General features: G+C 59.1%; 19 protein-coding genes and 1 pseudogene. 14 read left to right on the top strand and 6 right to left on the bottom strand.

Translation table 11 applies throughout. The features are described 5' to 3' along the window. Window positions 1–121: 121 nt before the first annotated feature. Entirely contained in the window at window positions 122–2,494 is a 2,373-nt protein-coding gene (locus CEC48_RS20625) for a response regulator (protein ID WP_256579757.1), read from the bottom strand. 338 nt (window positions 2,495–2,832) lie between these two features. Between CEC48_RS20625 and CEC48_RS20620 the strand changes: the two genes are divergently transcribed. After that, the gene (locus tag CEC48_RS20620; protein WP_088425426.1) at window positions 2,833–3,087 is read left to right on the top strand and encodes an Lpp/OprI family alanine-zipper lipoprotein; all 255 of its coding nucleotides are present in this window, start codon (window positions 2,833–2,835) and stop codon (window positions 3,085–3,087) included. Next, entirely contained in the window at window positions 3,077–3,502 is a 426-nt protein-coding gene (locus CEC48_RS20615) for a hypothetical protein (RefSeq protein ID WP_256579755.1), read from the top strand. The genes CEC48_RS20620 and CEC48_RS20615 overlap by 11 nt, the downstream gene beginning before the upstream one ends. Window positions 3,503–3,526: 24 nt before the next feature. Here the strand turns inward: CEC48_RS20615 and CEC48_RS20610 are convergent, their stop codons facing one another. Then, window positions 3,527–4,231, bottom strand: a complete 705-nt coding sequence (locus CEC48_RS20610) for a VIT family protein (RefSeq protein ID WP_218192535.1) — start codon at window positions 4,229–4,231, stop codon at window positions 3,527–3,529. A gap of 162 nt (window positions 4,232–4,393) precedes the next feature. Between CEC48_RS20610 and CEC48_RS20605 the strand changes: the two genes are divergently transcribed. The 7 genes from CEC48_RS20605 to CEC48_RS20575 all read left to right on the top strand — a co-directional run bounded on the left by CEC48_RS20605 (window position 4,394) and on the right by CEC48_RS20575 (window position 11,535). Further along, a complete protein-coding gene (locus tag CEC48_RS20605; RefSeq protein ID WP_088425425.1) occupies window positions 4,394–5,047 on the top strand; it encodes a BON domain-containing protein in 654 nt (217 codons plus the stop codon). Window positions 5,048–5,186: 139 nt separating this feature from the next. Further along, complete coding sequence (locus tag CEC48_RS20600; RefSeq protein ID WP_088425424.1) at window positions 5,187–6,569, top strand: NAD-dependent succinate-semialdehyde dehydrogenase; 1,383 nt, start codon at window positions 5,187–5,189, stop codon at window positions 6,567–6,569. A 69-nt stretch (window positions 6,570–6,638) separates the two neighbouring features. Then, on the top strand, window positions 6,639–7,673 hold the full coding sequence (gene adhP / locus CEC48_RS20595) for an alcohol dehydrogenase AdhP (RefSeq protein WP_088425423.1): 1,035 nt from the start codon (window positions 6,639–6,641) through the stop codon (window positions 7,671–7,673). Window positions 7,674–7,687: 14 nt separating this feature from the next. Then, window positions 7,688–9,175 carry an NAD(P)H-hydrate dehydratase gene (locus CEC48_RS20590; protein WP_088425422.1) on the top strand — a complete coding sequence of 496 codons (1,488 nt, stop codon included), beginning with the start codon at window positions 7,688–7,690 and terminating at the stop codon, window positions 9,173–9,175. 27 nt (window positions 9,176–9,202) lie between these two features. Further along, window positions 9,203–9,781 carry an N-acetyltransferase family protein gene (locus CEC48_RS20585; RefSeq protein ID WP_371917777.1) on the top strand — a complete coding sequence of 193 codons (579 nt, stop codon included), beginning with the start codon at window positions 9,203–9,205 and terminating at the stop codon, window positions 9,779–9,781. Window positions 9,782–9,809: 28 nt separating this feature from the next. Then, window positions 9,810–10,586: a cyclic nucleotide-binding domain-containing protein gene (locus CEC48_RS20580; RefSeq protein WP_256579754.1), complete on the top strand. Its 777-nt coding sequence runs from the start codon at window positions 9,810–9,812 to the stop codon at window positions 10,584–10,586. Window positions 10,587–10,611: 25 nt separating this feature from the next. After that, window positions 10,612–11,535: a universal stress protein gene (locus CEC48_RS20575; protein ID WP_088425420.1), complete on the top strand. Its 924-nt coding sequence runs from the start codon at window positions 10,612–10,614 to the stop codon at window positions 11,533–11,535. 37 nt (window positions 11,536–11,572) lie between these two features. Here the strand turns inward: CEC48_RS20575 and CEC48_RS20570 are convergent, their stop codons facing one another. After that, complete coding sequence (locus CEC48_RS20570) at window positions 11,573–12,142, bottom strand: GNAT family N-acetyltransferase (RefSeq protein WP_088425419.1); 570 nt, start codon at window positions 12,140–12,142, stop codon at window positions 11,573–11,575. A gap of 424 nt (window positions 12,143–12,566) precedes the next feature. On the opposite strand from CEC48_RS20570, the gene CEC48_RS20565 reads away from it, so the two are divergent. The 4 genes and pseudogenes from CEC48_RS20565 (at window position 12,567) to CEC48_RS32220 (ending at window position 16,810) form a co-directional block, all read left to right on the top strand. Then, entirely contained in the window at window positions 12,567–13,523 is a 957-nt protein-coding gene (locus tag CEC48_RS20565) for an ABC transporter substrate-binding protein (RefSeq protein ID WP_088425418.1), read from the top strand. Between the two features lie 26 nt (window positions 13,524–13,549). After that, window positions 13,550–14,878 (top strand): LLM class flavin-dependent oxidoreductase, encoded by a 1,329-nt coding sequence (locus CEC48_RS20560; protein ID WP_088425417.1) that lies wholly within the window; start codon window positions 13,550–13,552, stop codon window positions 14,876–14,878. A 309-nt stretch (window positions 14,879–15,187) separates the two neighbouring features. After that, window positions 15,188–15,952 (top strand): annotated as a pseudogene (locus tag CEC48_RS32225) (MCP four helix bundle domain-containing protein); the annotation flags it as partial. Next, window positions 15,947–16,810: a methyl-accepting chemotaxis protein gene (locus CEC48_RS32220; RefSeq protein ID WP_371917778.1), complete on the top strand. Its 864-nt coding sequence runs from the start codon at window positions 15,947–15,949 to the stop codon at window positions 16,808–16,810. The pseudogene CEC48_RS32225 and the gene CEC48_RS32220, both read left to right, overlap by 6 nt. Before the next feature lie 65 nt (window positions 16,811–16,875). Here the strand turns inward: CEC48_RS32220 and CEC48_RS20550 are convergent, their stop codons facing one another. Both CEC48_RS20550 and CEC48_RS20545 read right to left on the bottom strand, forming a co-directional pair. After that, window positions 16,876–22,338 (bottom strand): WGR domain-containing protein, encoded by a 5,463-nt coding sequence (locus CEC48_RS20550; protein ID WP_088425415.1) that lies wholly within the window; start codon window positions 22,336–22,338, stop codon window positions 16,876–16,878. Further along, window positions 22,326–23,528: a M48 family metalloprotease gene (locus tag CEC48_RS20545; protein ID WP_088425459.1), complete on the bottom strand. Its 1,203-nt coding sequence runs from the start codon at window positions 23,526–23,528 to the stop codon at window positions 22,326–22,328. Before CEC48_RS20545 ends, CEC48_RS20550 begins: the two co-directional genes overlap by 13 nt. 241 nt (window positions 23,529–23,769) lie before the next feature. Here CEC48_RS20545 and CEC48_RS20540 point away from each other — a divergent pair, with 241 nt between their 5' ends. Beyond that, entirely contained in the window at window positions 23,770–24,378 is a 609-nt protein-coding gene (locus CEC48_RS20540) for a dTMP kinase (RefSeq protein WP_088425414.1), read from the top strand. Window positions 24,379–24,486: 108 nt separating this feature from the next. On the opposite strand, the gene CEC48_RS31190 is transcribed toward CEC48_RS20540, so the two are convergent. Then, window positions 24,487–24,775, bottom strand: a 289-nt coding sequence (locus tag CEC48_RS31190) for a diguanylate cyclase domain-containing protein (protein WP_256579752.1), incomplete at its 5' end; no start/stop codon positions are given.

Genomic DNA, 24,775 nt, shown 5'->3' with positions numbered 1-24,775 from the left:
TTAATTCAAGAACGGAGTAACCGCCAATAGAGGGAATCTTTAACGGGCGGGGTTGAGTGAGGTTTGGGGCTATCTTGCTTAAACGCCGCGCAACATGCTCTGCGCGCTCGTTAAGTTCACCTTAGTTTTTATGCGCCGTCTTCGCCAAGGTCTGCGGGTTTGCCGCAAGTGCAATACGCGCCAGTGCGGGAATGGATTTGGAACGCGTACGGTTCATGATCGAGGCGCGGTGATTTTCAACCGTGCGCTGGCTGATTCCCAGTTCAGCCGCAATGTTTTTACTCGGGTGACCGGCCAGCACCATGTCCATGATTTGTCGCTGTCGCAGAGTCAGGCTCTCGATGCAATGGGTCGCTTCCTGGCGCCAAGCCAGTTTTTTATTCGCGTCGAGTGCATGCTCCAGGGCGCGCGCAACACTGTGAAGGACGTCGCTACGGCCAAATGGTTTTTCAATAAAATCTGACGCACCCGCCTTCATGGCATCCACCGCGACCGAAACCTGGCTGCTACCGCTGATCATTACGGCGGGCAGGTCGTCGCCGGTGCGCCTCAATCGGTGCAGGAGCTCAAGCCCCTCCATGCCTGGTGCGTGAGCATCGACGAGCAAGCACGCGCGCAGGCCCGGCGAGTAGTCCGCTAAAAACGCCTCGCATGTCGCGTAGTCCTGGACGAGATAGTCACTGGACTCAAGGACGCCGCGGATCGTATCGCGAAAAAGATCATCGCGATCCACGACGAAGATGATGGATGTCTTTGTTTCGCGTGGCTCGGTTTCCTTGAGTTGCCTGCCTTCAGCCAGCGCCTGGTGTTGCTGTGCAAGCAGAGACCGAATGACAAAAATCACCTCTTTGAGTTTCGCGGGTTTGTTGAGCTGGGTGCAGTGTTCAAACGCCACGTCATGGGAGGTTTGACGCGAAATATCCCCCGTCAGCACCATCGCGGGAATAGTGCGGCGCATTTTCTTGCGCAACTGCACGATCATTTGTAAGCCATTGATCGGTCCTGGCAGATTGAAGTCTGCCAGGATCAGATCGGGTTGCACGCCACCATGGATGACACTATCCAGCGCCGTCGCCGCGTCGCTCGCCATGGCGACTTGGTAACCTTCAGACTTGAGCAGGGCGCCCAGCAACTCGAGCAATTCCACGTCGTCCTCGACCACCAGGATCATTTCACTGCCCGGTACGCGGCCTTGCTCCTGTGGAACGGTTTCTGGCACGGCGCCTGGTACAGCGATGGCCTTACGAGACAAGGCGACATCAATGGCGAATGCCGAGCCTTTTGCGAGACTCGATTGCGCACGAAACCGATGCCCCAACACCGCACACAAGCGCTTAACAATCGGCAAGCCCGCGCCATGCATCAGGCTTGGGCTGTCGACCGGCACCGCCTCATCGAGGATTGATTCCAGCGCCGGGGGGCCAATGCCGACACCCGTATCCCAGACTTCAATACTCAACCACGCACCGTGGCGGCGGCACCCCATGAGGATGCGGCCTTCTCGCGTGTACTTCAGTGCGTTGGAAAGTAAATTGCGCAACATCTGTTCCAATAAGCGTGGATCACTTTCAACTAACAGCTGACAAGGCACGACCTTGAGTTTCAAACCTTTGGCACCGGCCTTGTAGCTAAACTCATCGGCAAGTCTATCCAGCAGGTCACTCATTCTGAAACTGACAGGGTTTGCCAGTATTGCGCCGGTCTCAATGTGGTTGATATCCAGAAGCGCATTGAGCATTCCGGACATGGCGCCCACGGTTTCGCCAATCCTGGCCGTCAGTTTTCGCGGCTGCTCATCTTTCAGAATGCTGAGCAACAGCCCTTGCAACAACTTGAGTGTTTGTAACGGCTGGCGTAAGTCATGGCTGGCGGAGGCGAGAAAACGTGACTTGGTGGCAGTTGCCAGTTCCGCTTTGTGTGTCAGGCTTTTGATCTCCTGGGTGGCCTGTTTTTTGTCGCAGCTATCCGTAAAGGTAATCACCACCCCTTCAACAAAATCATCTTGTTTGTTATAGGGTGAAATCCGCCGGGTAAAGCTCACGCCACTGCTTGATTCGACGTCTCGCTCCAGCGAGGTCATCTCACGCAAGACGGTTTTTGCATCATCCAGCAGGTTGATATCAGTGGCCATCGGGCGCAGGTCCGCCAGTGGTCGTCCAATGTCCTGGGGAAGAATGTTGAACAGCGACTGACTGGCCGGGGTGAACAAACGGATATTTAGATTGGCATCCAGCAGAATCGCAGCGATGTTAATGCTGTACAGCACATTCAGAGACACCAATGACGCCGCCCGCTGCTGCTCGAGGGAGCCACGAAGCTGATCGTTCATCTCCGTCAGTTCTTTGTTCAGCGCACGCATTTGATCAATGGATTCAGTCGGCGGGGAAGGCGTCAACCGCTGTTTTGGGCCCGGCGTTGCAGCATCGGCTAAAGACGATGGGGTAATCACCTTGGGCGTGGCCGTTCCAGCGTCGAGTGGAAGGCGAACAGGCATAGCGATCTACCGCAGCAATGCGTTCCGAAGGAACACGTCTTTGGATCCTACACTCCTTTAGTGGCTACGCAACGTCCACGTTTGCGGCGTGTGCGGCTTAAAGACATTGCACGTTGCATTCACGCCAGGCCACCTGAACGTTATCCCGCCATTGCTGAGCCGCACGTTCCTTTGCATAGAAAAGGCGCCGCATAAGCGTCCGACCGATGGTTGTGGTCGAACCTCTTGCGTGCAAAAGCCTTCTAGGTAGTTTCCGAGCCTGCTGCGGTATCCAGGAAACGGATAACGTGTCCCATGCAGCACCGGCACCGACTATTCAGTTTAAAAGGAGCGACACCATGAGAAGACTCATCCTGATCACACCATTGATCGTGAGCCTGGTTTTGACCGCCGGTTGCAGCCAGCGGCGCCAGGAAGTGGACGCAAGGATCAGCGGCGCCGAAGACATGGCAACCGCAGCAAGAGTGCACGCGGATGAGTCAGCCATAAAGGCCGACCAGGCACTGCAGGCCGCGCTTGCGGCAAAAAAATCGGCAGACGAAGCCAATCAGCGGGCGCAACTGATGCTCAAGAAGGCCGGACGTGCCAATTAACCCGGTCAGTATTTTGCCCTTGAACGTCATCGCCAGGCTCGGACTCGCCTGCGTATGCCTGGCCGGCTGCAGCCAAACCCCGCCAGAAACGGCCGTCACGACACCGGACTCGATCGAAAGCCTGAACCAACCCCGTATCAAGGTGCCGGTTGCCGCCAAGGAAGAGCGCGCTGCCAAGACCAAGGCATTGGCTGGGTTTGAAGGAGGAGGGTGGGTGTTCGACCCGGTCTACGCCACCGCAGTGAACGCCGATGGCCGTGACTTGGCGGTGTGTGGCTTTGCACACCAGCGGGTAACCGAAAACTCGGTGTCTTTCGCCTACTATAACGGCGAGCTGTTCCTTTCAGATGACCGGGCGCCGGCAGGCGTCAGTGTCGAGAATCAATTCCTGACACTGATTTGTTCCCACTCCTGAATCCCCAGGCTGATATATGTTGTGCTAAACCACTGCACCGAATACTCGGCCCACCACCGCAGTAATGACCATCGCCAACGCCCCCCAAAACGTCACACGCCAGGCGCCCGCCAACAACGGCGCGCCTCCGGCCTTTGCGGCGACAGCCCCCAGGGCCGCCAAAAACACCAGTGACATGATCGATATCCAGAGAATCACGTGCTCTAGCGCCACTACCAAGGTAACCCCGACCGGCAACGCGGCCCCAACGATGAAACTCGTCGCCGAGGAAAACGCTGCAGAGAGGGGTTTGGCGCTTAGCTCCCTGGAGATACCCAGTTCGTCCCGTGCGTGCGCCCCCAAGGCATCGTGGGCCATCAACTGAACTGCCACCTGCCTGGCCAGCTCCGGATCAAGGCCACGCCTGACATAAATCTGCGCCAGCTCCCGGTGTTCAGCCTCAGGCTTGGTCGCAAGCTCTCTTTTCTCTTTTAGCAGGTCGGCGTGTTCGGTGTCGGCCTGGGAGTGCACCGAAACATACTCACCTGCCGCCATCGACATGGCGCCCGCCACAAGCCCTGCGACGCCAGTGACAATCAGCGAGTTGTGCGTAGCGCTGGCGGCCGCCACGCCGATCAGCAGGCTTGCGGTTGACACAATTCCATCGTTTGCGCCCAGCACCGCAGCCCTGAGCCAGCCGATTCGGCTGCTGTTGTGGGTTTCTGCATGACGACGCATGAATTTGGTCATTGGTGTTGGCCTGTTACGCGATGGCTCGGGCCCAGAGTGTAGGTAGTTTCCGAGGCTACTCACCAGACATTCAGGCGCCTAACGTGAATGGCTCTGCGGTGTCTTTGTCGCGCCGACTGTCTCGGCGTAATGACCTGCAATCACCTGGTCGGGAGCAATGACATGAAAATGGACAGGCAATTGAAAAATGACGTGCTTGCAGAGTTGCGCTGGGAGCCGTCAATCAATGCTGAGCAAATCGGGGTCGAGGTTCAGGATGGCGTCGTGACCCTGGCCGGGCACGTCGACAGCTTCGTTGAAAAATGGGCTGCCGAAGAAGCTGCCAAAAAAGTCTCGGGGGTTCGCGCGCTGGCAGTAGAAATAGACGTGAAATTACCAAGCCTGACCCAGCGCACCGATGCCGATATCGCCCGTTCTGCCGACAGCGCCCTGGAGTGGACAACGTATCTGCTCAAGGACTCCATCAAGATCCAGGTCGAGGGCGGCTGGGTAACCCTGGGCGGCGACGTGGAATGGGAATACCAGCGCCGGGCGGCACTGGACGCCGTTCGCAACCTGATGGGCGTCAAGGGCATCACTAACAACATCGTCATCAAGTCAACAGTATCGGCCAAGGATGTGAAGTCAGACATCATCGAGGCGCTCAACCGTCGGGCCATTATTGACTCGCACAAAATCAACGTGGAAGTCCAAGGCGCCAACGTGACGCTCTCCGGGACTGTCGACAGTTGGGCCGAGCGCGACCTGGCGAGACATTCTGCCTGGGGGACAGCCGGCGTCCAGAATGTACAGAACAACATAATTGTCGCGCACTGATCTTCGCCCGGTCCGGGCGGTTCAATGGTCGCGTTGTACTTATCAAGCCCAACCAGAGCACTCCCCTAGGGCTTAGCCCTTGAGGGGCTCTTAGCCGAAATCCATCGGCGTGCGTCACCTCACGGGAAAGGCATTCATCATGGCTTATACAAGCGTAAACCCCAGCGACGGCCAGTTACTGGAAAGCTTCGAGCAAATCAGCGATGGGGTGCTGGAGGAAAAACTGGCGACTGCGCAGCGTTGCTTTCAGAGCTGGAAGCACACGTCTTATGCGGCACGTGCCGCCATTATCGGCAAGGCTGGCGAGCTAATGCGTTCCAGGGTGGACGACTTCGCTCGGCTGGCAACCCTGGAGATGGGAAAACGCATCAGTGAGGCCCGTGGCGAGGTGAGTTTCAGCGCAGACATCCTTGACTATTACGCGAAAAATGCCGAGCGTTTTTTGGCCCGCCACAAGCTCCATCCCAAAGAGGGCGAAGCGCATATGGAAAGCAGCCCGATCGGGGTGATCTTCTGCGTTGAGCCCTGGAACTTTCCTTATTACCAATTGGCCCGTGTCGCAGGGCCACACTTGATGGCGGGTAACGTACTGGTGGTTAAACACGCCGGTTGTGTGCCGCAGTGTGCGATTGCTTTCGAAGCCTTGTTGATTGAGGCGGGGGCCCCTGCGGGCCTGTATACGAACCTGCTGATATCCCACGAGCAGTCGGACAGTGTCGTGGATGACGCCAGAGTCAAGGGCGTCGCCCTGACCGGGAGCGTACCTGCGGGCCGCAGCCTCGCAGCAAGGGCCGGGGCCAACCTCAAGCCGTCGTCCATGGAACTGGGAGGCAGCGACGCCTTCATTGTTCTGGAAGACGCCGACATGGACCTCACCCTCAGTTGGGCGGTGTGGGGCCGTATGTACAACTGTGGACAAACCTGTTGCGCCGCCAAGCGCTTTATCGTGGTGGAGGACGTCGCGGATGCGTTTATCGAGCGCTTCAGGGCGGCACTGGCCGAGCTTGAGCCAGGCGACCCGATGCACGAGAGCACGATGCTGGGCCCCTTGTCGTCAGAGTCGGCGCTGCAGCAGTTACTGGTGCAGGTAGACGACGCCGTTTTTTCCGGCGCGCAGGTACTGCTTGGTGGTGAGCGCATTCAACGCCCGGGTTCTTACATGACCCCGACCATCCTGACCAACATTGCACCGGATAACCCGGCGTTCAGGGGCGAATTTTTTGGCCCTGTGGCGCTGTTTTTCCGGGTCAAGAACGAAGAAGAGGCGATCGCGTTGGCCAACGACTCGGACTTCGGCCTGGGCGGCTCTGTGTTCACCCAGGATGTAGCGCGTGGCCTACGGGTGGCCAGCCAGATCGACACCGGCATGATGTTTATCAACAACATCAGTTGGTCAGATGCCGAACTGCCCTTCGGCGGGATCAAAAACTCCGGTTACGGCCGTGAGTTGGGCGATATGGGCATCCAGGCCTTCGTCAACAAGAAACTGGTGCGTTACTTAAGCACCGACGCACCGGTGTGAGGGACAGGACACCGGCCCAGGGGCGCGCCACATGGCGCGCTTGCGAGATCACCCAATAAGGAAATACCCATGACACACCAAATGCAGGCCGCCGTCGTTGAACAATTCGGCCAACCGCTGGTGCTCAAGCGTTGCGACATTCCGACCCCGGGGCCGGGGCAGATCCTGGTTCGCACTGAGGCCTGCGGGGTCTGTCACACCGACCTGCATGCCGCGAAGGGCGATTGGCCACTTAAGCCCGGGTTGCCGTTCATCCCCGGGCACGAGGGGATTGGCATCGTGACGGCGCTGGGACAGGGCGTCACCAGTGTCCGCGAAGGCGAGCGGGTAGGGGTGCCCTGGTTGTATTCGGCGTGTGGGCATTGTGAATACTGCCTCAGTGCGTGGGAGACGGTCTGTGCCCAGGCGCAGTTTGGTGGGTATACCCAGAACGGCGGGTTTGCCGAATACATTCTGGCCGACCCGAATTACGTCGCCCACATCCCTGAAGGACTATCGGCTTGCGAGGCGGCGCCAATCATCTGCGCGGGCGTCACCACCTACAAGGGCATCAAGGAAACCGCAACCCGTCCAGGGCAATGGCTGGTGGTGTCCGGCGTCGGCGGCCTCGGTCATCTGGCGGTGCAATACGCCAAGGCCATGGGGTTGCGGGTCTGCGCAGTGGACATCGACGACGGCAAGCTGGCCCATGCCACACGCCTTGGGGCCGACGCGGTGGTGAACGCCAAACAGGGCGACCCGATTGAGGCAGCCATCAAGGCCACCGGCGGCGGCGCCCATGGTGTGCTGATCACCGCGCCGTCCCTGGGCGCCTTCCGCCAGGGCGTGGGCATGACGCGCAAGCACGGTACCTGTGTGCTGGTGGGCTTGCCGCCCGGTGAGTTCCCGCTGCCATTGTTCGACGTGGTTGCCAACTGCATCACCGTTCGCGGCTCATTTGTCGGCAACCGTCAAGACATGGCCGAAGCGCTGGACTTCGCCGCCCAAGGCAAGGTCAAGGCCGACATTGAATTGCAGCCGCTGTCAGCGATCAACCAGATTTTCGAGCGCCTCGAACACGGCGACGTTCCATCGCGGGTGGTCATAGATTTCGGTGCTGTTTAAGAGAGCGAAAACCCATGAGCAGGTTGAATTCCGAGTCTGAGCTGAGCAGTCACCAGAGCGCCTTGTTAACGGTGCGACAGATGGCGGAGGCCGACCGGCTTTCGGTCGTTGCCGGCGTCTCGTCTTTCGAGTTGATGGCCAACGCCGGGGCAGCAGTAGCACGCGAAATCGAGAGCCGCTGGACACCCAGGCCGCTGTTGGTTTTGTGCGGGCCTGGCAACAACGGCGGTGACGGGTTTGTCGCCGCGCACTTGTTGGCGCAAGCCGGCTGGCCGGTGAGAGTGGCGATGCTGGGTAGCCGTTTCAGCCTGCAAGATGAGGCCAGGCAACATGCACAGCGCTGGGAGGGGGAAGTCGAAGCGTTGAGCCCAAAGGTGCTTGAAGGGGCCGAATTAATCATAGATGCGCTATTCGGTGCGGGCCTCAGCCGTCCGCTGGAAGGGCAGGCGCTGGACACCCTGGCTGCTGCCGGGCACGGCTGCGCGCCGATCGTCGCGATCGATACACCCAGTGGCGTCATGGGCGATACCGGTGAAGCGCTGGGCGCCGTCACCGCCGTGCTGACCGTAACGTTCTTTCGCAAGAAACCAGGCCATCTGCTGTTACCGGGTCGAGACCTGTGTGGCGAAGTCGTTGTTGCCGATATCGGCACGCCCAAATCGGTCCTCGACACCATCACGCCCGTGGCCTTCGAGAATCACCCAGCCTTGTGGCTGGCGAGCCTGCCAAGAGCCCATGCCGGCACCGATAAACACAGCCGTGGCCATGCATTGGTATTTGGTGGCTACCCCATGACCGGTGCCGCGCGCATGGCGGCCAGAGGTGCAGCACGGGCCGGGGCAGGCCTCACGACCCTTGCGGTGCCTGAAATGGCGCTGCCCATTTACGCCGCAACGTTGAGCAGCATCATGGTACGGCCTTGGGTCACGCCCGAGGATTTTGGCCATTTGCTCAATGCCAGCCGCTTTTCCGCCTGGTTGATCGGGCCGGGGGCTGGTGTGGGTAACGGCACGTTTGGCCACGCCTTGGCGATGCTTGCAACCGGGCGCCCAACGGTCATTGATGCTGATGCAATTACCGCTTTCCAGGATGACCCTGGCGCATTGGACCGTGCGGTGCAGGGCCCTTGTGTATTGACACCCCATGAGGGCGAGTTCCGCAGGGTATTTGACCCCGCCGGCGACAAGCTGACCCGCACCCGGGCCGCAGCCCTGCGTTGCTCGGCGGTCGTGGTGCTCAAGGGCAGTGACACCGTGATTGCCGCGCCGGATGGCCGGGCAATTATCAACGCCAATGCGCCCCCGACGTTGGCCACCGCAGGCTCCGGCGACGTGCTGGCCGGGATCATCCTGGGCCTGCTCGCCCAAGGCATGACGGCCTTTACGGCAGCCGCCGCAGGTGTCTGGCTGCACGGGGCGGCGGCGGCCGAATTTGGTCCCGGGTTATTGGCAGAAGATTTGCCGGATTTGCTGCCGACGGTGTTCCGTCGGTTGTACAGCTGAGTGGAGGTCCGCCAGGACGGCATTATGATGACTGATTACGTAGTAGCTGAAATTCTCGCGGCGCTCGCCGACGAGCCGCCCAGTGAGCATTGGATCGAGGCCTTGAGCAACGATACCCATGTGCTGATTCGCCCGTTGCACCCACAAGACCGCCATCTTGAGTTCGACTTTATCAAGCAACTGTCTGCCGAGTCGTTTCGCACGCGTTTTTTCGGGGCGATGGGGCAAGTGGATGTGTCGCTCATGGACCAGATGATGGACGTGGACTACTGCAACCGCACGGCGTACATCGCGATGGTTCATGAAAACGGCCAGTTGTGCGAAGTCGGTATCAGTCGTTACACCACCAGTGCCGACGCCCGGCAGTGTGATTGTGCGGTGGTAGTCGCGGACCGCTGGCAACGCCATGGCATGGGTACGTTGTTGATGGGACACCTTATCGTGGCGGCGCAACGTAACGGCTTCAAAACAATGATGTCGGTGCATCAGAATAATAACTTTGGCATGCATCGGCTAGCGCGAAGCCTCGGATTTCATAGCCGGTATCCGGCGACTGGCGATGACGAAATCATTTACGAACTCGACCTGACGCCCGCCTTCGGGTGATGCCCCAGTTAACGCTGCCGGAGTGTGCATGATGCAGATCAATACCGAACAAACACGAGTGGCGACACCCTTTTCCTTGCGGTCCTATTCCTCGACTAAAACCGTTGACCATGGCGCCATTCAAGAGGTGTTTTTGTCTTCAGAGTGCTCCGAGTCGGAGTCTGAACGTTTCGATGAACTCATCACCCACACCGTACGTATTGGCAAAGGCGCAGAGCTTTATCACGCGGGCGTACATTCGCAGTATTTATATTTTGTACGGTATGGCAGTTTTAAAACCGTACTCGTCAGCGAACAAGGGTTCAGCCTGGTAACCGGATTTACCATGTCCGCAGAAGCCATCGGGCTGGAGGCAATTACCGGTGAGCCTTATCTATGCTCGGCGGTGGCGCTGGAAGACAGTGAGGTTTATGTCATTTCGTATCGGCGCCTGGAAAGTCTTGCTCGCGATGTGCCCGTCTTGCGCTTGAACTTGAGCAGGATGCTCAGCCGAGAGATTACCCATGGCCAGACCCGGCTGTTCACACTGTGGCATTACAGCGCAGAAGAGCGCTTGGCGATCTTCATGCTTGGGCTTTCAAAGCGCTTTGCACACCGCGGCTACTCGGCGCACCGTTTTCTGTTGCGTATGTCACGTGAAGACATTGCGTCGGCTATTGGTGTGCGGTCCGAAACGATTTGCCGAGCGATTGCGCGTCTGCGGGAGTTGAGTTTGATGACGTTCGAAGGGCGTAGCGTTGAAATCATGGATTTAACCTTGCTTAAAACGTTTTGCCAGCGCGGGCAAACCATCAAGTCACAGTAACAAAACAACTGATCTGAGGTGTCCCATGTCACAGACACAGCGTTTACTGTTGATAGCCCCTCCAGCCATGACCCGCACACCCTCGTTCGACCGGGCCAATGCGCTGGCCAAAGCCATGCAACTACCGTTGCACATCGTTGCGTTTGATTATGTGCAGGCGTTGGCGGTGGCGGGTCTGTTCGCCCCTGAACAAATAAGCCTGGCGCGGGAGGGGTACCTGCAAACCCATCGCCGCTGGCTTGAGAAGCAAGTGGAACTGGCCAGCAAACACGGGGTTAACGCCACCTGTGAAGTGGTATGGGTTCAGCATCCCTACGAGGAAATCCTGCACTTCGTCAACGAAATGCAGCTGGCCTTGATCATCAAGGACGCCGAAGAAGAGTCCGTGTTGAAACGCATCTTCTTCACACCACTGGACTGGCAACTGCTGCGCAATTGCCCCGCGCCGGTTCATCTGGTGACCAACGCCCTCAACCCACAGCCACGCAATGTGCTGGCCATCGTCGATCTGCTGCGCAGTGAAGAGCAGGACATGGTGTTTAACGACCAGATCATAGACGCTGCGGTGAAACTGGCCGAACAGTGTGATGCCCGGCTGGAATTGGTACACGTGTATGACTGGACGTCCGTGTATGCCCAGGACATGGGTTATGGCGCGCTGCCGTTGGCCACCGGTATCTATGAAGCGCTGGGCGTGGCTCAGCACGAGGCATTTGCCGCGATGAGCGAACGCCACGGCGTGCCCCCTGAATGTCGCCACTTCATTGAGGGCGTGCCGCTGATGAGTATTTGTGAGTTCGCCACCTTGCATCACACCGACGTCATCGTGATGGGAACCGTGCAGCACAAGGGGGTTAAAAAGCTATTAGGCACCACCGCCGAACAGCTCTTGCATCAGGCGCCGTGCAGCGTGCTGGCGATAAAACCAGAGAAAGTGCTGCAATCCTGAGATTGCCCAACAGCCCGTTGCCCCTCAACACTGAGGTTCAGTTCAGCGCCAACCGATACACGACCTGCGTCGCGTCCAGCGGGTCGTGATGGCTCTCGAAGCCGAGGTCTTGCGCCAACCGGCGCATATGAGAGTTCACCGCCGAGTCCATCGACATCATGGATTCAAAGCCGTTGAGGCGTGCCGCATCGATCAAGTGTTGCATCAACCGCTTGCCCAGGCCTTTGCGTTGCCATTGATCGGCAACCACCACCGCCGACTCGCATTGGGTGTCGCCTTCAGCCGAGGCATAACGCGCGACGCCGACCTCGATCAAATGCCCACCGTCCATGAAAAGCGCGACATAGGCCATCTGGTACTGGCTGTTGACGTCCATCAATTGGTTCATCAGGGCGATACCAGGCTCTGTGATGGTGCCGAGAAAGCGAAAATGCCGCGACTCTGGAGAAAGGTTTTTGATGAAGGCGAACTCGCGCTCGCGATCCTTGGCCTCCAGCGGCCGGATCAGCACATGGCTACCGTCTTTCAAGGGGTCGATCCAGTGATCGGTTTTCACATCCGGCACAGGGGTAGCACTGTTTGAAGCGTGATGGGGAACGACGGTCATGGCGAGAGTCCTCGTAAACAGCAAGCTCCACTGAGATGAAGCAGTCCTTCCTGTTTACCCCTCGGTTGCCGGGTGTTTCTGATCCAGGTCAAGACTGTCCGCTTATTGGCGATCAGACTGACCATTGGCTTGTTCGAACGTACTGTTACCCGGCGGTGGATTTTTTCGAGCATCAATTGCCTGAAAGCTTGCAAGCCGGCCAGTCCTGATAATGCACGTGGCGCATTATTATTGAATTACGTTATGCATAATAAGTATTTTACACGTCGTCGTCATAGCCTCATCGTATAAGCGATCGGATTTCATCGCGATAAAGCTTCGGCATGCCTTATGGAGCTGTAATCGGCTCATCCATTCCTACACAGTACCGAGACCGCACGCGCGGATCGACTTGAAATGCCCGAGAAGGCATCTGGAGACGAACGTGCGTTACCTGACAAAACTGGCGGCCGGGTTAACCGCCGCATTGCTGTGCCTGACCGCGAACGCGCAAACGCTGGTGGTCGGAGACCAAAGTTACAACACCCAGGCCGTGATGGAGGCGGCGGGGGTGCTTGATGATCTGCCCTATACCCTTGAATGGAAGCAATTCACCGCCGGGTCACCGGTCGCCGAAGCGCTCAACACTAACAGCCTGGACATCGGCTTGCTCGGAGATGCGCCCGTGCTGTTCCTGGGCGCACTGGGCGCGCCGATCAAGGTGATTGGCATCAGCCAGCAAAACCTTGATGGCGTGGCCATCCTGGTGAAAAAGGATTCGTCGATCCACAGCCTTGCGGACCTGAAAGGCAAGCGCGCGGCCATTTGGAAAGGCTCCTGGAGCCAGCAGTTGCTGCTGACCGCGCTGGATAGAGCGGGTGTGCCAAAAGACTCACTGCAATTGCGCTACCTCAGCGCACTGGATGCCTCCCACGCGTTGGAAGGTGGCTCAGTTGACGTCATCGCCACCTGGGAACCCTACGTCACACAACAGGAACGCCAGGGTGCACGGGTTCTGGCGACCGCTGACGGGTTGATCCCGGCCCAGAGCTTCATCGCCGCCAGCACCCAGGCAGTCGATACCAAGCGCGCACAAATCAGCGACTTTCTACAGCGCCTGAAAAAAGCCCGTGACTGGACTCGCCAAAGCCCGGCCAACGCTGACGCTTATGCGGATGCCTGGGCCAAACGCACCCGGGCAGATGCTGACATCGCCCGCGCCTGGTTTGCCCGGGCACGCACGACGGTCGAGCCTGTGACGGCCCAATCGCCTGTGGAAGCGCAAAAGACCGTGGACTTTTTCGCAAGCCAGGGCCTGGTCAAGTCTTACCCGGCAGCCAAGCTGTTCGACGACTCCTTCTCGGCATCGTTGCAGCCAGCCATTGCCAAAACCCAGCCCTGATCAACGCTTCAAGGAATACGTTAGACATGACCAAAAGACAGCTCAAACTTGGCGCCCTGACCATGGGCTGTGGCGGGCCCGGCCGCCATAACCTCTGGCTTGATCCTCAATTGCCGGCCGATGCCAGCGTCAACGTCGACTGGTACATCGACATTGCACGCCAGGCCGAAGCGGCACTGTTCGACTTGATGTTCATCGTCGACAGCCAGTTCATCACACCCGGCTCTCCATCCCACTACCTGAATCGCCTGGAGCCGCTCACGCTGTTATCGGCACTTGCCGTGAGCACCCGCCATTTAGGCTTGGTTGGCACGCTGACGACCTCTTATAACTCGCCCTATAACGTCGCACGGCGCCTGGCCTCACTGGACCTGATCAGCAAAGGCCGCGCCGGCTGGAACGTAGTGACCAGCGGAGATGCCGGCACCGCGGGCAACTACAGCCGCGACGAACACTATGACTATGACACGCGCTACGGCCGGGCCGCCGAACACGTCCAGGTGGTGCAGGGGCTGTGGAACTCCTACGAGGAAGATGCGTTCGTGCGCGACAGGGCCACGGGCCAGTTCCTCGACCCGAGCAAACTGCACAATCTGAACCACAAGGGCGAGCACTTTTCCGTGGTCGGCCCGCTGAATATCCAGCGTTCACCCCAAGGCCAGCCGGTGATATTCCAGGCCGGCGACTCGGAACAAGGCCGCGACCTGGGCGCCGCCACGGCCGATGTGATCTTCACCCATGCGGCCAGCATCGAGCAGGGCCAGGCGTTTTACCGGGATATAAAGGGCAGGGCGGTACAACATGGCCGCGGCCCGGAGCAATTGCTGGTGATGCCCGGTGCCGAAATTTACGTGGGCGACACCGATGAACAGGCGCGTGAAATCGAGCAGTACTACCATCAGGCCGACCATAGCGTTGAGCTGGCGCTGAAGGAATTTGGGCGCAATTTTGGTTGGCATGATTTCAGCCAGTACGACCTTGATGCGCCGTTTCCGCAGGAAAGCCTGGAGGCTGCACGCAGCAGCTTTTTTACGGCGGCCAAACGCATTGCCGATCAGGCTCGGGACAACGGTTTTACATTGCGCCAGGCCGTGGAGTTTGGGCGGCAACTGCGGCCGGGGGCGTTTGTTGGGTCGGCGGATACGGTCGCGCGGAAGATGGTCGACTGGTTTGAAGCGCGGGCGGTGGATGGGTTCAACATCTACATCGGGCATCCGGAGCAGTTCAAACGGTTTACCCAGGAGGTTATCCCGTTGTTGCAGGCGCGTGGTGTGTATCGCACGGCATATGAAGGGACGACATTGCGCGAAAGCCTGGGGCTGGAGATTCCGCGATGGGTTAGTAAAAGGCAGTAGACGTCGTCTTACCGTCACGATAAAAGTGCCCACTGAAATCACAACAGTTCCGATGCCGAGTGTTGGTGTGAGTCGCTCTCCCGGAAAGGCCACCGATATCAATAAACCTATGACGGGCACCCAGCATGGCTGTCGACCTATTCGTGCTGGATAACCCTATGCAGGTCAGGTCGAATCTTTGTGCTCAAGGTTTTCGGTTTTCTACCGACAGTAACGGAGGTGGCTAAGGTTTTTCCGCTTGATGGATCCGCCCAATGTCACCTGCCAAGATTGCTGCTAAATGCTTTTCGAACCTGAGCGAAAAAATCCATGTTCTTAAGAAATATACGAATCGCCGCCAGAGCGTTCATCGCTTTTGCCGCTATTGCGTTGCTGAGTGTGTTTCTCGGCCTCTTCGCGTTGAAGCAGATTCGAGAAGTTCAGTTCCAGGCGGCTGATATCCAGAACAACTGGATGCAGCGGGTCAGGATCCTCGCGCTGGCCAATGCATCGCTAGACCGTTTTCGCTTGGGTGAGATGGCACACATCCTGTCTTCAACCAACGCAGAAATGCAGACCTACGAAGAAAAATCAGCAGGTCGCCTGAAAATCGTCAAGGAACAATTGACGCAGTACGCAGGATTACTCAGTACGGCGGATGAAAGATCACGTCTCGCTGTGTTCAACCAGAGTCTTGATGTTTATGCGAAGAACCATATCGAGATGCTCCGGCTCTCGCGGGCGGGCGATAAAAAGGCTGCCGTAGAGTTTCTCAACAGCATACGAGACAGCTATGAGCAGATGACAAAGAACTTCGATCAACTCATAGACCTTGCCAATAAGGGCGCCGAACAGGCTGGCCAACAGTCTGTAGACGCTTACGAGCATGCCATCGGTGGTATCGCAATCGTGATTCTGCTGGTGAGTGCGGGAACAGTGATTGTTGCCTGGCTGCTGACCCGAAGCATTACCGCGCCCATCATCGAAGCGGTGCACGTGGCCGAAACCATTGCCAGGGGCGATCTGACCCAACCGATCAACCCCACCGGTAACGACGAGGCCACACGCTTGCTCAGGGCGCAGGAGGTGATGCGCGATAACCTTGTGCAGACACTCCGGCAGATAACCGGCTCCTCCAACCAACTGGCCGCTGCGGCTGAAGAACTGAATGCTGTCACCGCCGAGGGCAGTCGCGACTTGCAACAACAGCATGGGGAGATTGAGCAGGCAGCCACGGCGGTCACGCAGATGACAACAGCCATTGAAGACGTGGCGAGGAATGCCGCGTCGACTTCCGAGCTTTCACAGGAATCGCGAAACATCGCCTTAAAAGGCCAGCAGCGAATGGTTGAGGCTTTAAATTCGATTCGATCGCTGACACAGGGTGTCGAGCTGAGTTCCGAGCAAGTCGGCGGCCTTGCCGATCAAGCCAAGAGTATCGGCAAAGTCCTTGATGTTATTCGGGCGATTGCCGAACAAACCAATCTTTTGGCGCTGAACGCTGCCATCGAGGCCGCACGTGCGGGGGATGCGGGCCGTGGTTTTGCGGTGGTGGCCGACGAAGTGCGTGCCCTGGCACACCGTACGGCACAATCCACCCAAGAAATTGAGCAGATGATCGGAGGCATCCAGACCGGGACCGCCAACGCCGTCAACACCATGCACGCCAGTAGCAGCATGACTCAACAGACCCTCGAGTTGGCCGAGCTTGCGCAAAAAGCCTTGGCGGACATTGTTGCAGCCAATGACGAAATCAATGACCGTAACCTGGTGATTACCACCTCGGCTGACGAGCAAGCGCATGTCGCGCGGGCGGTAGATCAGAACCTGCTGAATATCCAGCAACTGTCGATTCAATCCTCAGAGGGTTCCAGCCAAACGACGGCCGCTTCACAGTCTCTTGCAACCCTGGCGTCTGAGCTGAACACAATGGTCAAGCATTTCCAGATCTGATCAGTCATGGGATCGCTACAGCGCGTTCTGATTGAACGCGCTTATCTCATTCATGCCGGATCTACTCAGAGCGGCCCGGTGTGATTGAGCCCCACCTGCTCTTGATACCCTTTGCGCAGTTTCTCCGCGATCAGCTTCTCTGCTTCGCGCAAAGCACGTTCGGGGCTGTCGAGGGACTTGATAAGGGTCTGGCCCTTGGTGCCGATGCGGCCGAAGTTCACCACCACCTCCGTCTCCGTGACGCCGATACGCCAGAACTTGTTGGAGTTGCCTTCACCAAAGGTGAACCCGCGCATCGGGGGCGCCGCTTCAGGGGTTGGCGCCGGCTCGACCTCAACCGTTTCCAGCTCCACTAGCTGTTCCGGCTCTGGCAGCGCGGGTGCCTCTTCACCCCTCAGCAACGCTTCGATGCGATTCAGCACGTCTTGCGGGTCTCGCAGCCAGTCATGGCTGGGCACGTCGATGATCTTCCAGCCAAAACTGCGCAGCACGGTCGGGCGGAAGATATAGCGCTCACGCACGTCAGCCGCGCTCGCCGTATCGCCGTCCAGCAGTACGCCGAGGCCGAAGTGTTCACCACTGGCGTCACTGATGGCCAGGTCGCAGCGGAACTGCGAACGCCCGACATATTCCTGCACCGTATGCCCGCGCTTGCGCAACGCGGCGGCGAGGGCACTGCGCAGGCTGTCCTTGGGCAGGCTGACGGCAAAGGATTGCTTGGCGCCCGGGTTGAGGTTGGCGAGGATACCCTGGGAACGCGGCGCATCCCCACTGGCGCTGGCCTGGGCGAACTGCAGGAACGCGCGCAGCGCAGCCGCACCGTCGTTGTGGGTGTTGGTGATGGCATCTGCTTCAATGCTGGAGACGATCGCCATGCGCTTGCGTGCGCGGCTGAAGATCACATTGAGGCGTTTTTCCCCGCCGCGCTGGTTGATCGGGCCGAAGTTCATCAGCATCTTGCCGTTCGGTCCTGGCGCGTAGCAGATGCTCAGGATGATCACATCGCGCTCATCACCCTGGACGTTCTCCAGGTTCTTGACGAACAGGCCATTGAACTGCCCGGCGTCTTCACGCACGTACTCTTGCTCAAGGCGTGTGGCAAAGGCCGAGTCACGGGCAGCCAATTCCTCCAGGGCCTGTTCGATGGCACCTTGTTGGGCTTCGGAGAAGGCCACGATGCCCAGGCTCAGGCCGGTCTCGCGTTGCAGCAGTTCACGCACCAGGTTGGCGATATACCGTGCTTCGGCCAGGTTACTGCGGCTGAGGTAGACGCCATCGCTCATCTTCAAAAAGCTGATGGGGCTGTCGAGCAACGTGTCGGCGCCCTGCGTCACTGCCTGGGCATCCAGGGAGTCGAGGGCCGCATGGGCCGGGGCAGGGCGCTCGATACGACGGTCGGGAATGGTGATCAGTCGCCCTTCGTAGAACGCCGCGTTGGAGAAGCTGATCAACGCTTCATGGCGGCTGCGGTAGTGCCAGGCCAGCAGGGTCGCCGGCAAATTACGCGCGGCCTGGCTCAGCAGGCTGTCGGCATCGAGGTTGATTGCAATCTGCTCGCCGTCCTCCATGGCAATCAGTTCGTTATCGTCCTGGTCGCCTGCGCTGGAGAAAAAGTTGGTCGGTGGCAATTGCATCTCGTCACCCACCACAATCACCTGCTGCGCACGGCTCAAGGCGGGCACGGCTTCTTCGCTGGGGATCTGGCTGGCTTCGTCGAAAATCACTACGTCGAACAGGTCCGGGGTCAGCGGCAGCGTGTCGGACACTGACAGCGGGCTCATCAGCCAGATGGGCTTGAGGTCGTTGATCACCCGGCCACTGTCGCCACTCGCCATTTCGCGGATGGAGCGATAGCGCATGGTCTTGCCCAGCTCATGCTCCAGTTCGCGGCGGCCCTTGGCATAGGTTTTCTTGAACTCACGGGCCTGGGCGTCCATCTGGGTAACCGACATCGCCGATTGCTTCACATGCTCCAGGAAGCGCTGGTGCAGTGTGGCGCTGAGCACATGGGCGTTGTGCTTGAGAAGGCCGCTTTCAGCCTGGCTGACCTGACGGGCTGCCAGGCTCAAGGCCGAGCCGTCGAAGCGCGCCAGTTGCGGGTTGGCGCGATACAGGCGAGTCAGGTTTTCCTGGGCAACCAACCCATCCAGCGCACGTTGCGCCAGGGCGTGCTGTTGCAGGGCCAACAGGCAGACGGGATCGGCCTGGTGCAGCTCGTTGAGCAGGGGCAGGGTGTCGGGCAGTTCGTCGAGTTCTTCACGCAAGTCGCGCAGGTATTCGGCCAACGTGCCCAGGCTCGGCGCGGGTTCGAACACACAGTGTTGCGCAACCAGCTCGGCCAGACGTGCAACCGGCTGGCGCAGGCTGGCTTCCTGGCGCACACCGGGCAGGGCGTCCGGGCTGCCGCGCAGGCCTTCGACCCACTGGCGCAACAACGCTGATGCGCTCAGTTGCTGGAGCAGGGCTTGCAGGTTTTGTACGAACAGGTCGATATCCTGGATGCCGTAGCGACTTTGCAGGCGCTGCTGTTCGGCCTGCAACTCGGCGGTGGTACGGTGTTCGCCGGCCAGGTTATCGAGCACGCTGCGGTAGCTGGGGCGAACCGCGTGCTGGCTGAAGTCGTAGCGCCGTTGCAGCTCGCCACGCAGGCGCCACCAGGACGGTTGCAGCCAACGCAGCAGCGAACCTTCCAGGCGCTGCACCAGATCCTGCGCAGCCTGGGTGTCCTGAGGCGCGAGTTTGTCGCGCCAATGGCGGGTGGTTTCACCGGCGTTATGTTGCTGCACGGCCAGCGTTTGCAAAGCAGCCTGTTCGGCGTGCAGCGCCTGGGAACCCGGTGAACCCGGCTCCAGCAGGTCGAGGTGCGATGCCAAGTTGGCGCTGGTCAGTCGCTCGGCGGCCTGGGTCAGTACGTGCGCATCTGCCAGGCTGGTGTCGCTGGACAGCAGGCTTGAGGATGACTCCAAAAGCTGCTCGACACTGTCCATCAACCCGCTGGCTTCATCCAGGAATGTCTTGAGCTGGCCATAGGCGTGCTCGTGGGTAATGAGGCTTGAAGCCAGGTGGCTGAAAGGGTGGCGTGCAAAACTGTCGAGGCCGAAGCGCTCGTTGATCGCCTGATACAGGCGGCCAGTCAGCTCACTTTGTGCCTGCCAGTGACGCCATTCGGGCAAACGTTCCAAGGCTTGCGGTGGCAGCTTTGCAGCAACGGCCGGCAGCTCGATCAGATGCCGCACCAGTTCGCGCACTGAGCAGGCCAGCGTCTCCGGCACCCCGGCCATGGCCTGTTCAAAGCGCTCGATCAGGCCCAACTGTTGGCTCAAGGTGGCCAGTGTGGCGCCGCGTCGGGCTTGCAACTGCGGTGATTGAGCATCGCCGGTGATCCAACGCTCATAACACTCACGCAGGTTGCCCACGAAGGCCTTCTTGTCGGTCTGGGAGTCGTGAATCAGGCAGCACAATTCGCCCAGCTCACTTTGTTGCAGGCGATGGAATACCACATCCAGTGCCGCGCGCTTTTCACACACAAACAGCACGCGCAGGCCGCGACCGGCGTAGTCGGCGATCAGGTTGGTGATGGTCTGGGACTTGCCGGTGCCCGGCGGCCCCTGAATGATGAAGTTGCGCCCGGTGCGGGCCAGACTGACGGCGGCATTCTGCGTAGCGTCGCCGGCCACCACATTCCATTGTTCGGGCAACGGGATCGGGTCCGGCGCCTGAACTTCGACCTCCCGTGGCTCAATGGAGAACATCCGGTCAAACGCTTCGTTTTGGGCCGGTTCTTCGATCAACTGCGCGTAGTCGCGCACCAGCGACATCTTGCGATAGTTGAAGTTGGCCAAGGTGACCTGGGTCAGGTCAATGTCCCAGGCGTAGCGATGCCCCTGATTCTCGGGCAGGGCGAAGGTGCTGTTTTCGGTGCTGCTGGCCACCATTTGCGGATGCTGGTCGCGCAGCGAAGGTTTGCCACCTACCGCAAGGCGCAGCGGCAACCCGCTGGGCAGCACCTTTTGCTGAAACAGTTGCAGGCCCAGCGGGCGGTAGTCTTCGCGGTCGTAGCTGAAATCCGGTTTCACCAACGGCATGGCCGAGCGCTGGCGGGCGCGGCGGCGCTGGAAGTGGTGCAGATGCTGCACCGCCTTCTGGTGGATCAGTTCGATTTGCGGCTTGCTTTGCAGGCGCAACTCTACGCCGGGCTCGGTCAGTTTGATCTGCCGCGCAATGTCGGCGTGAATTTCTTCCAGCGAGGTCTTTTGCAGGTCGACGGTTTCCGGCAACTGGATATCGTAGAGCTGGCGCAACTGATGACGCAGCACCGGGTTGAACTCTGCCTCGGTCTCATCGCACTGCAACATGAACTGATCGCGCACGCCCTTTTTGCGGCTCAGTTCCACCGGTAGCCACAGCAGCGGGGTGACGATGCGTTCTTCCGGCGTGTCCTTGAGGTTGTGCCAACGCATGAAGGCCACCACCAGGCGCAGGTTGCTGAAGCCGAACTCGGCACGGTCGCGGCGGGTTTCCTGAATGATGCGTTCCAGGGACGCCTGCAGCCAGGTCTGGTCTTCAAACCGCAGCCATTGCTGCAAGCCAACGGGCTTGCCACTCAATACCTGCTCGGAGAAACCACCGAGGGTCGGCTGCCAGGTGCACAACGCTTCGGGTCGGATGCTTTCAATCTGCATCACCAGCGGCACGCTGGCCACGGTCAGGTTGACGTTGGCCTGGGTCGGCCGGAAGTGCAGCAGTCGATTGCGCCGCGACAGGTCGAACAGCCGGTTGCGCAGATGCTCCAGCACCACGGTGCGCCGCGAGGCCGGGCCTTCGGCCTGGGCCAACACACGCTCGACATCCAGGCTGGCCGGCTGCTCGCGCCAGGACTCCAGGCGCCGGGCCAGAGAGCTGACATCGGTGGCGCGCTCATGCCGGTTGAGTTCGGTCATCTCCACGATCAGGTTGGCCAGCACCGGGTTGAGCCGGCCATTGAGCTGGAACAGGTTGCGCCGGTGCCGGGCAAACGTCTTGATGTCGTTGATATCGGCAAAATCCAGCCCGCAGGCCAGGCACGCCAGTAACTGGCCAAGTTGGAAAATATCGGTAATTTCATCGTGATGCCCCAGACGATGCTCCCAACTGTGCAAGTCCGTCAGGAACACCGGGTGGTCGATGGCCTGGTGCGGGTCTTCCTGCACTTGCAGGTCGGTAATCGCCACGCCAGTTTCCGAATCCCGGGTCAGGCGGACGTTGCCGACGATATTCAGCGCCGACTCCGGGTTGGGCTGCACCCGCTTGATCGCCTCCAGCGCCAGTCGCGGCGGCACGCCCTCGGGGTTGCGCAGTTGCAGGGTACGCTCCGGGCCTTGCAACACGTCGAGGTAACTGAGCTGCGCGACACGCCCAAGCTCATGCAGTTGCGCCACCTGACGCAGCAGCGGCACCGCGAGGAACAACACATCGTCGATGGGCACAGCGGCGCCGTCGTAGCTCTGCAGCAATTGAGTGAACGTGACGGGTTGGGTTATTGGGTCCATGTGTCGACCTCCGCTTTGAGCGCGCGAACGATCGGGTCGAGCTCACGTTTGGGTAATTTGATATCGCGCTTGAGCACGCTGACAAAGTCGTCGGCGCTGCCCAGCTTCTTCGCGGTGCGCGCGGCATGCAGCAATGCTTCATCACGCAAGTCACGGTCCACCAGGCTCAGGTCGAGCATGATGAAGTGCAGGTATTCGTGGATGCTCGCGTCGATACGCTCGGCATTCAGCGTGCCAAGGTCCAGCGGCGCTTCATTGTCCTTCCAGTCGGGAAAGAAACCACGCACCTGATTGAGCACAACCTCGGACTGCAACACCGCAGCGCCGATAAAGCTGGCGATAAAGCCACGGGTGAGGGCAGTCAATTCGACCTGGTCGGTCACATCCAGGCGACTGAGCGACAACGGCCCGCGCAACCGGCGGTGCAGCCAGGCGTCCGTCTCCGGTAGCTGCCGCCACCAGCTGTCTACTGCCTGGGAGCGCAGAAACGTCTCCGGATGCGATACGCCCTGGGACACTTGCGCATCCTTGCCATCCAGCTCGCGGGCCTGCTGCAGATAGCTGGCGGCATCGACACTGACAATCCCGGTGTGAATCTTGACCAGTGAGGTGATGGACGCTTCCGATCCGCTGGCCACCAGGGCCGCACCGCGGTCGGCGTAGATTTCGGTATGCAGGCTATATAACCGTGCGGTCTGTTCCAGACTGGTTGGCGTATACACGTCAGCCATCGCGTGATTAAGAATTCGCTCGGCGGTGAGATAGTCACCGCCGTGCTCCGACCATAAACGGTAATGGGCCAGCTCGTGTCCCAGCAGCGCCAGTAACTCCCGGGCCTCGAGCCGTTCCAGAATCGGCCCGTAAAACACCACATGCACTTCACCGGCCAGGTAATAAAGGCTCGCATTCATCGCGCCATCGCCGGCCTGGTAGAGGGTGGCGGGTGCGTGGATCTGCAAGCATTGCAACGCCGTCTCACAAGCCTGATAGGCCTGCGGGTGAGTCTCGGGGCTCAGGCGATAGGTGTCTCGCAGCAGTTGCGCGCGCACATCCTGGGCATGTTCCTGCTGGACGTCCAGGGACGAGGCCCAGCTCCACACGGCAGGCTCACTGGTTTTCAGGTACTCGACCACCTGCTGATGGTAAGGCAGTGGCGTCAGGTTGCTGATGTCCAGCGCAAAGGTACTCATCATTCAAACGTCCTTGAGGATACGGCTCCATAAGCTGCGCCTGGGCAGCAGAGGCTTGGGCTGGCATCCCGGTGTCAGTGATAGGCAATAAACGCGGAGCATACCTAGGAAGGGCAGATACGTCATTTAAATAGGGACAATGATGGGTGTTCATAAACGGCTGTAACCCAGGGTTTTGAGAACCCTCAGCCACAAATTCAGATAGAGTTCATCAATGCCTACATCAATCATTAGTTAAAAGATGAATCGTCCGTTGTTTATTTCGCTGGATGGGCCCAAGGGCACCGGCAAAACCACGCTGTTGGAAGCCGTTACGAAAGCCCTGAGGGCAGACAATAAAAAGGTGATTCGGCTTTGCGAGAAAAAAAGCGATCCCTATCGGGGTGAAACAATGACCCTCGTTAACCAATTCGTCAGAAATCCCACCCGGGATTTGGAGCTGGAGGTGTGTGAGCGCTTTGCTGATAGCCGTGCCTGGATTAGTGAAAACGTGCTCGCTAAACAGCCACCAGGCAGCATCGTCCTGATTGATCGCTGGTACCCATCTGATGCGGCGTTTCGCCGGATAGTCCCGTTTGCAGAAATTCTACAGTTGAACATTGATCGAAACGTTCAAGTGCCGGACCTGCATGTCGGGGTTGTCACCGCCCCCGAAATTTCATGGGCGAGGGCCGCGGCACGACGGCGTGGGCTGAGCAGTACGGTGATGCATACGCTGGAAGAACATGTCGCGTGTACCCAGGCGTTCGAGCGAGCGGTTGCAGATCACGGCTGGGTGTTATGCCGTAATGAAGGAACGATCGAAGACGCAACGATGCAGGTGGTTTCTGAGATCTATCGGGTCCTTTGATAATTGCTGATCCATGAGCGTCTTCACCAGATACGCGAAACCGCAAAGCAGTCGAACTCGCTGTTTTGCTAAGCCCGCGGACTAGGCTCATCCCTGTCCACCAGAGACTTATCCAAACCTGAAACAGTTCTTGCCCGCAGATTTTGCGTTATACATCGCGACATCAGCTCTGGATAAAATCTGCCCAACACTCCCAAGCTCTGAAGGGGAGGTCTCGGTAATGCCGATGCTGACGCCGAGACCTTCATAATTCGCGTTTTTACCCGTGTATGTTGGCGCTGATTGAAAACTGACCCACCCTGCCGATTGAAAATTGACCCAGGACGGATTGCTGATTTTTGTCCCAGCAATTGTGGATAAGCTTAGCAGCAGTGTTCTGGTTGACGACGCATCCAGC

Source organism: Pseudomonas sp. K2I15, assembly GCF_002204795.1.
In the GTDB taxonomy this organism is placed as follows: Bacteria; Pseudomonadota; Gammaproteobacteria; order Pseudomonadales; family Pseudomonadaceae; genus Aquipseudomonas.
This window is presented reverse-complemented; position numbering and strand designations above follow the sequence as displayed.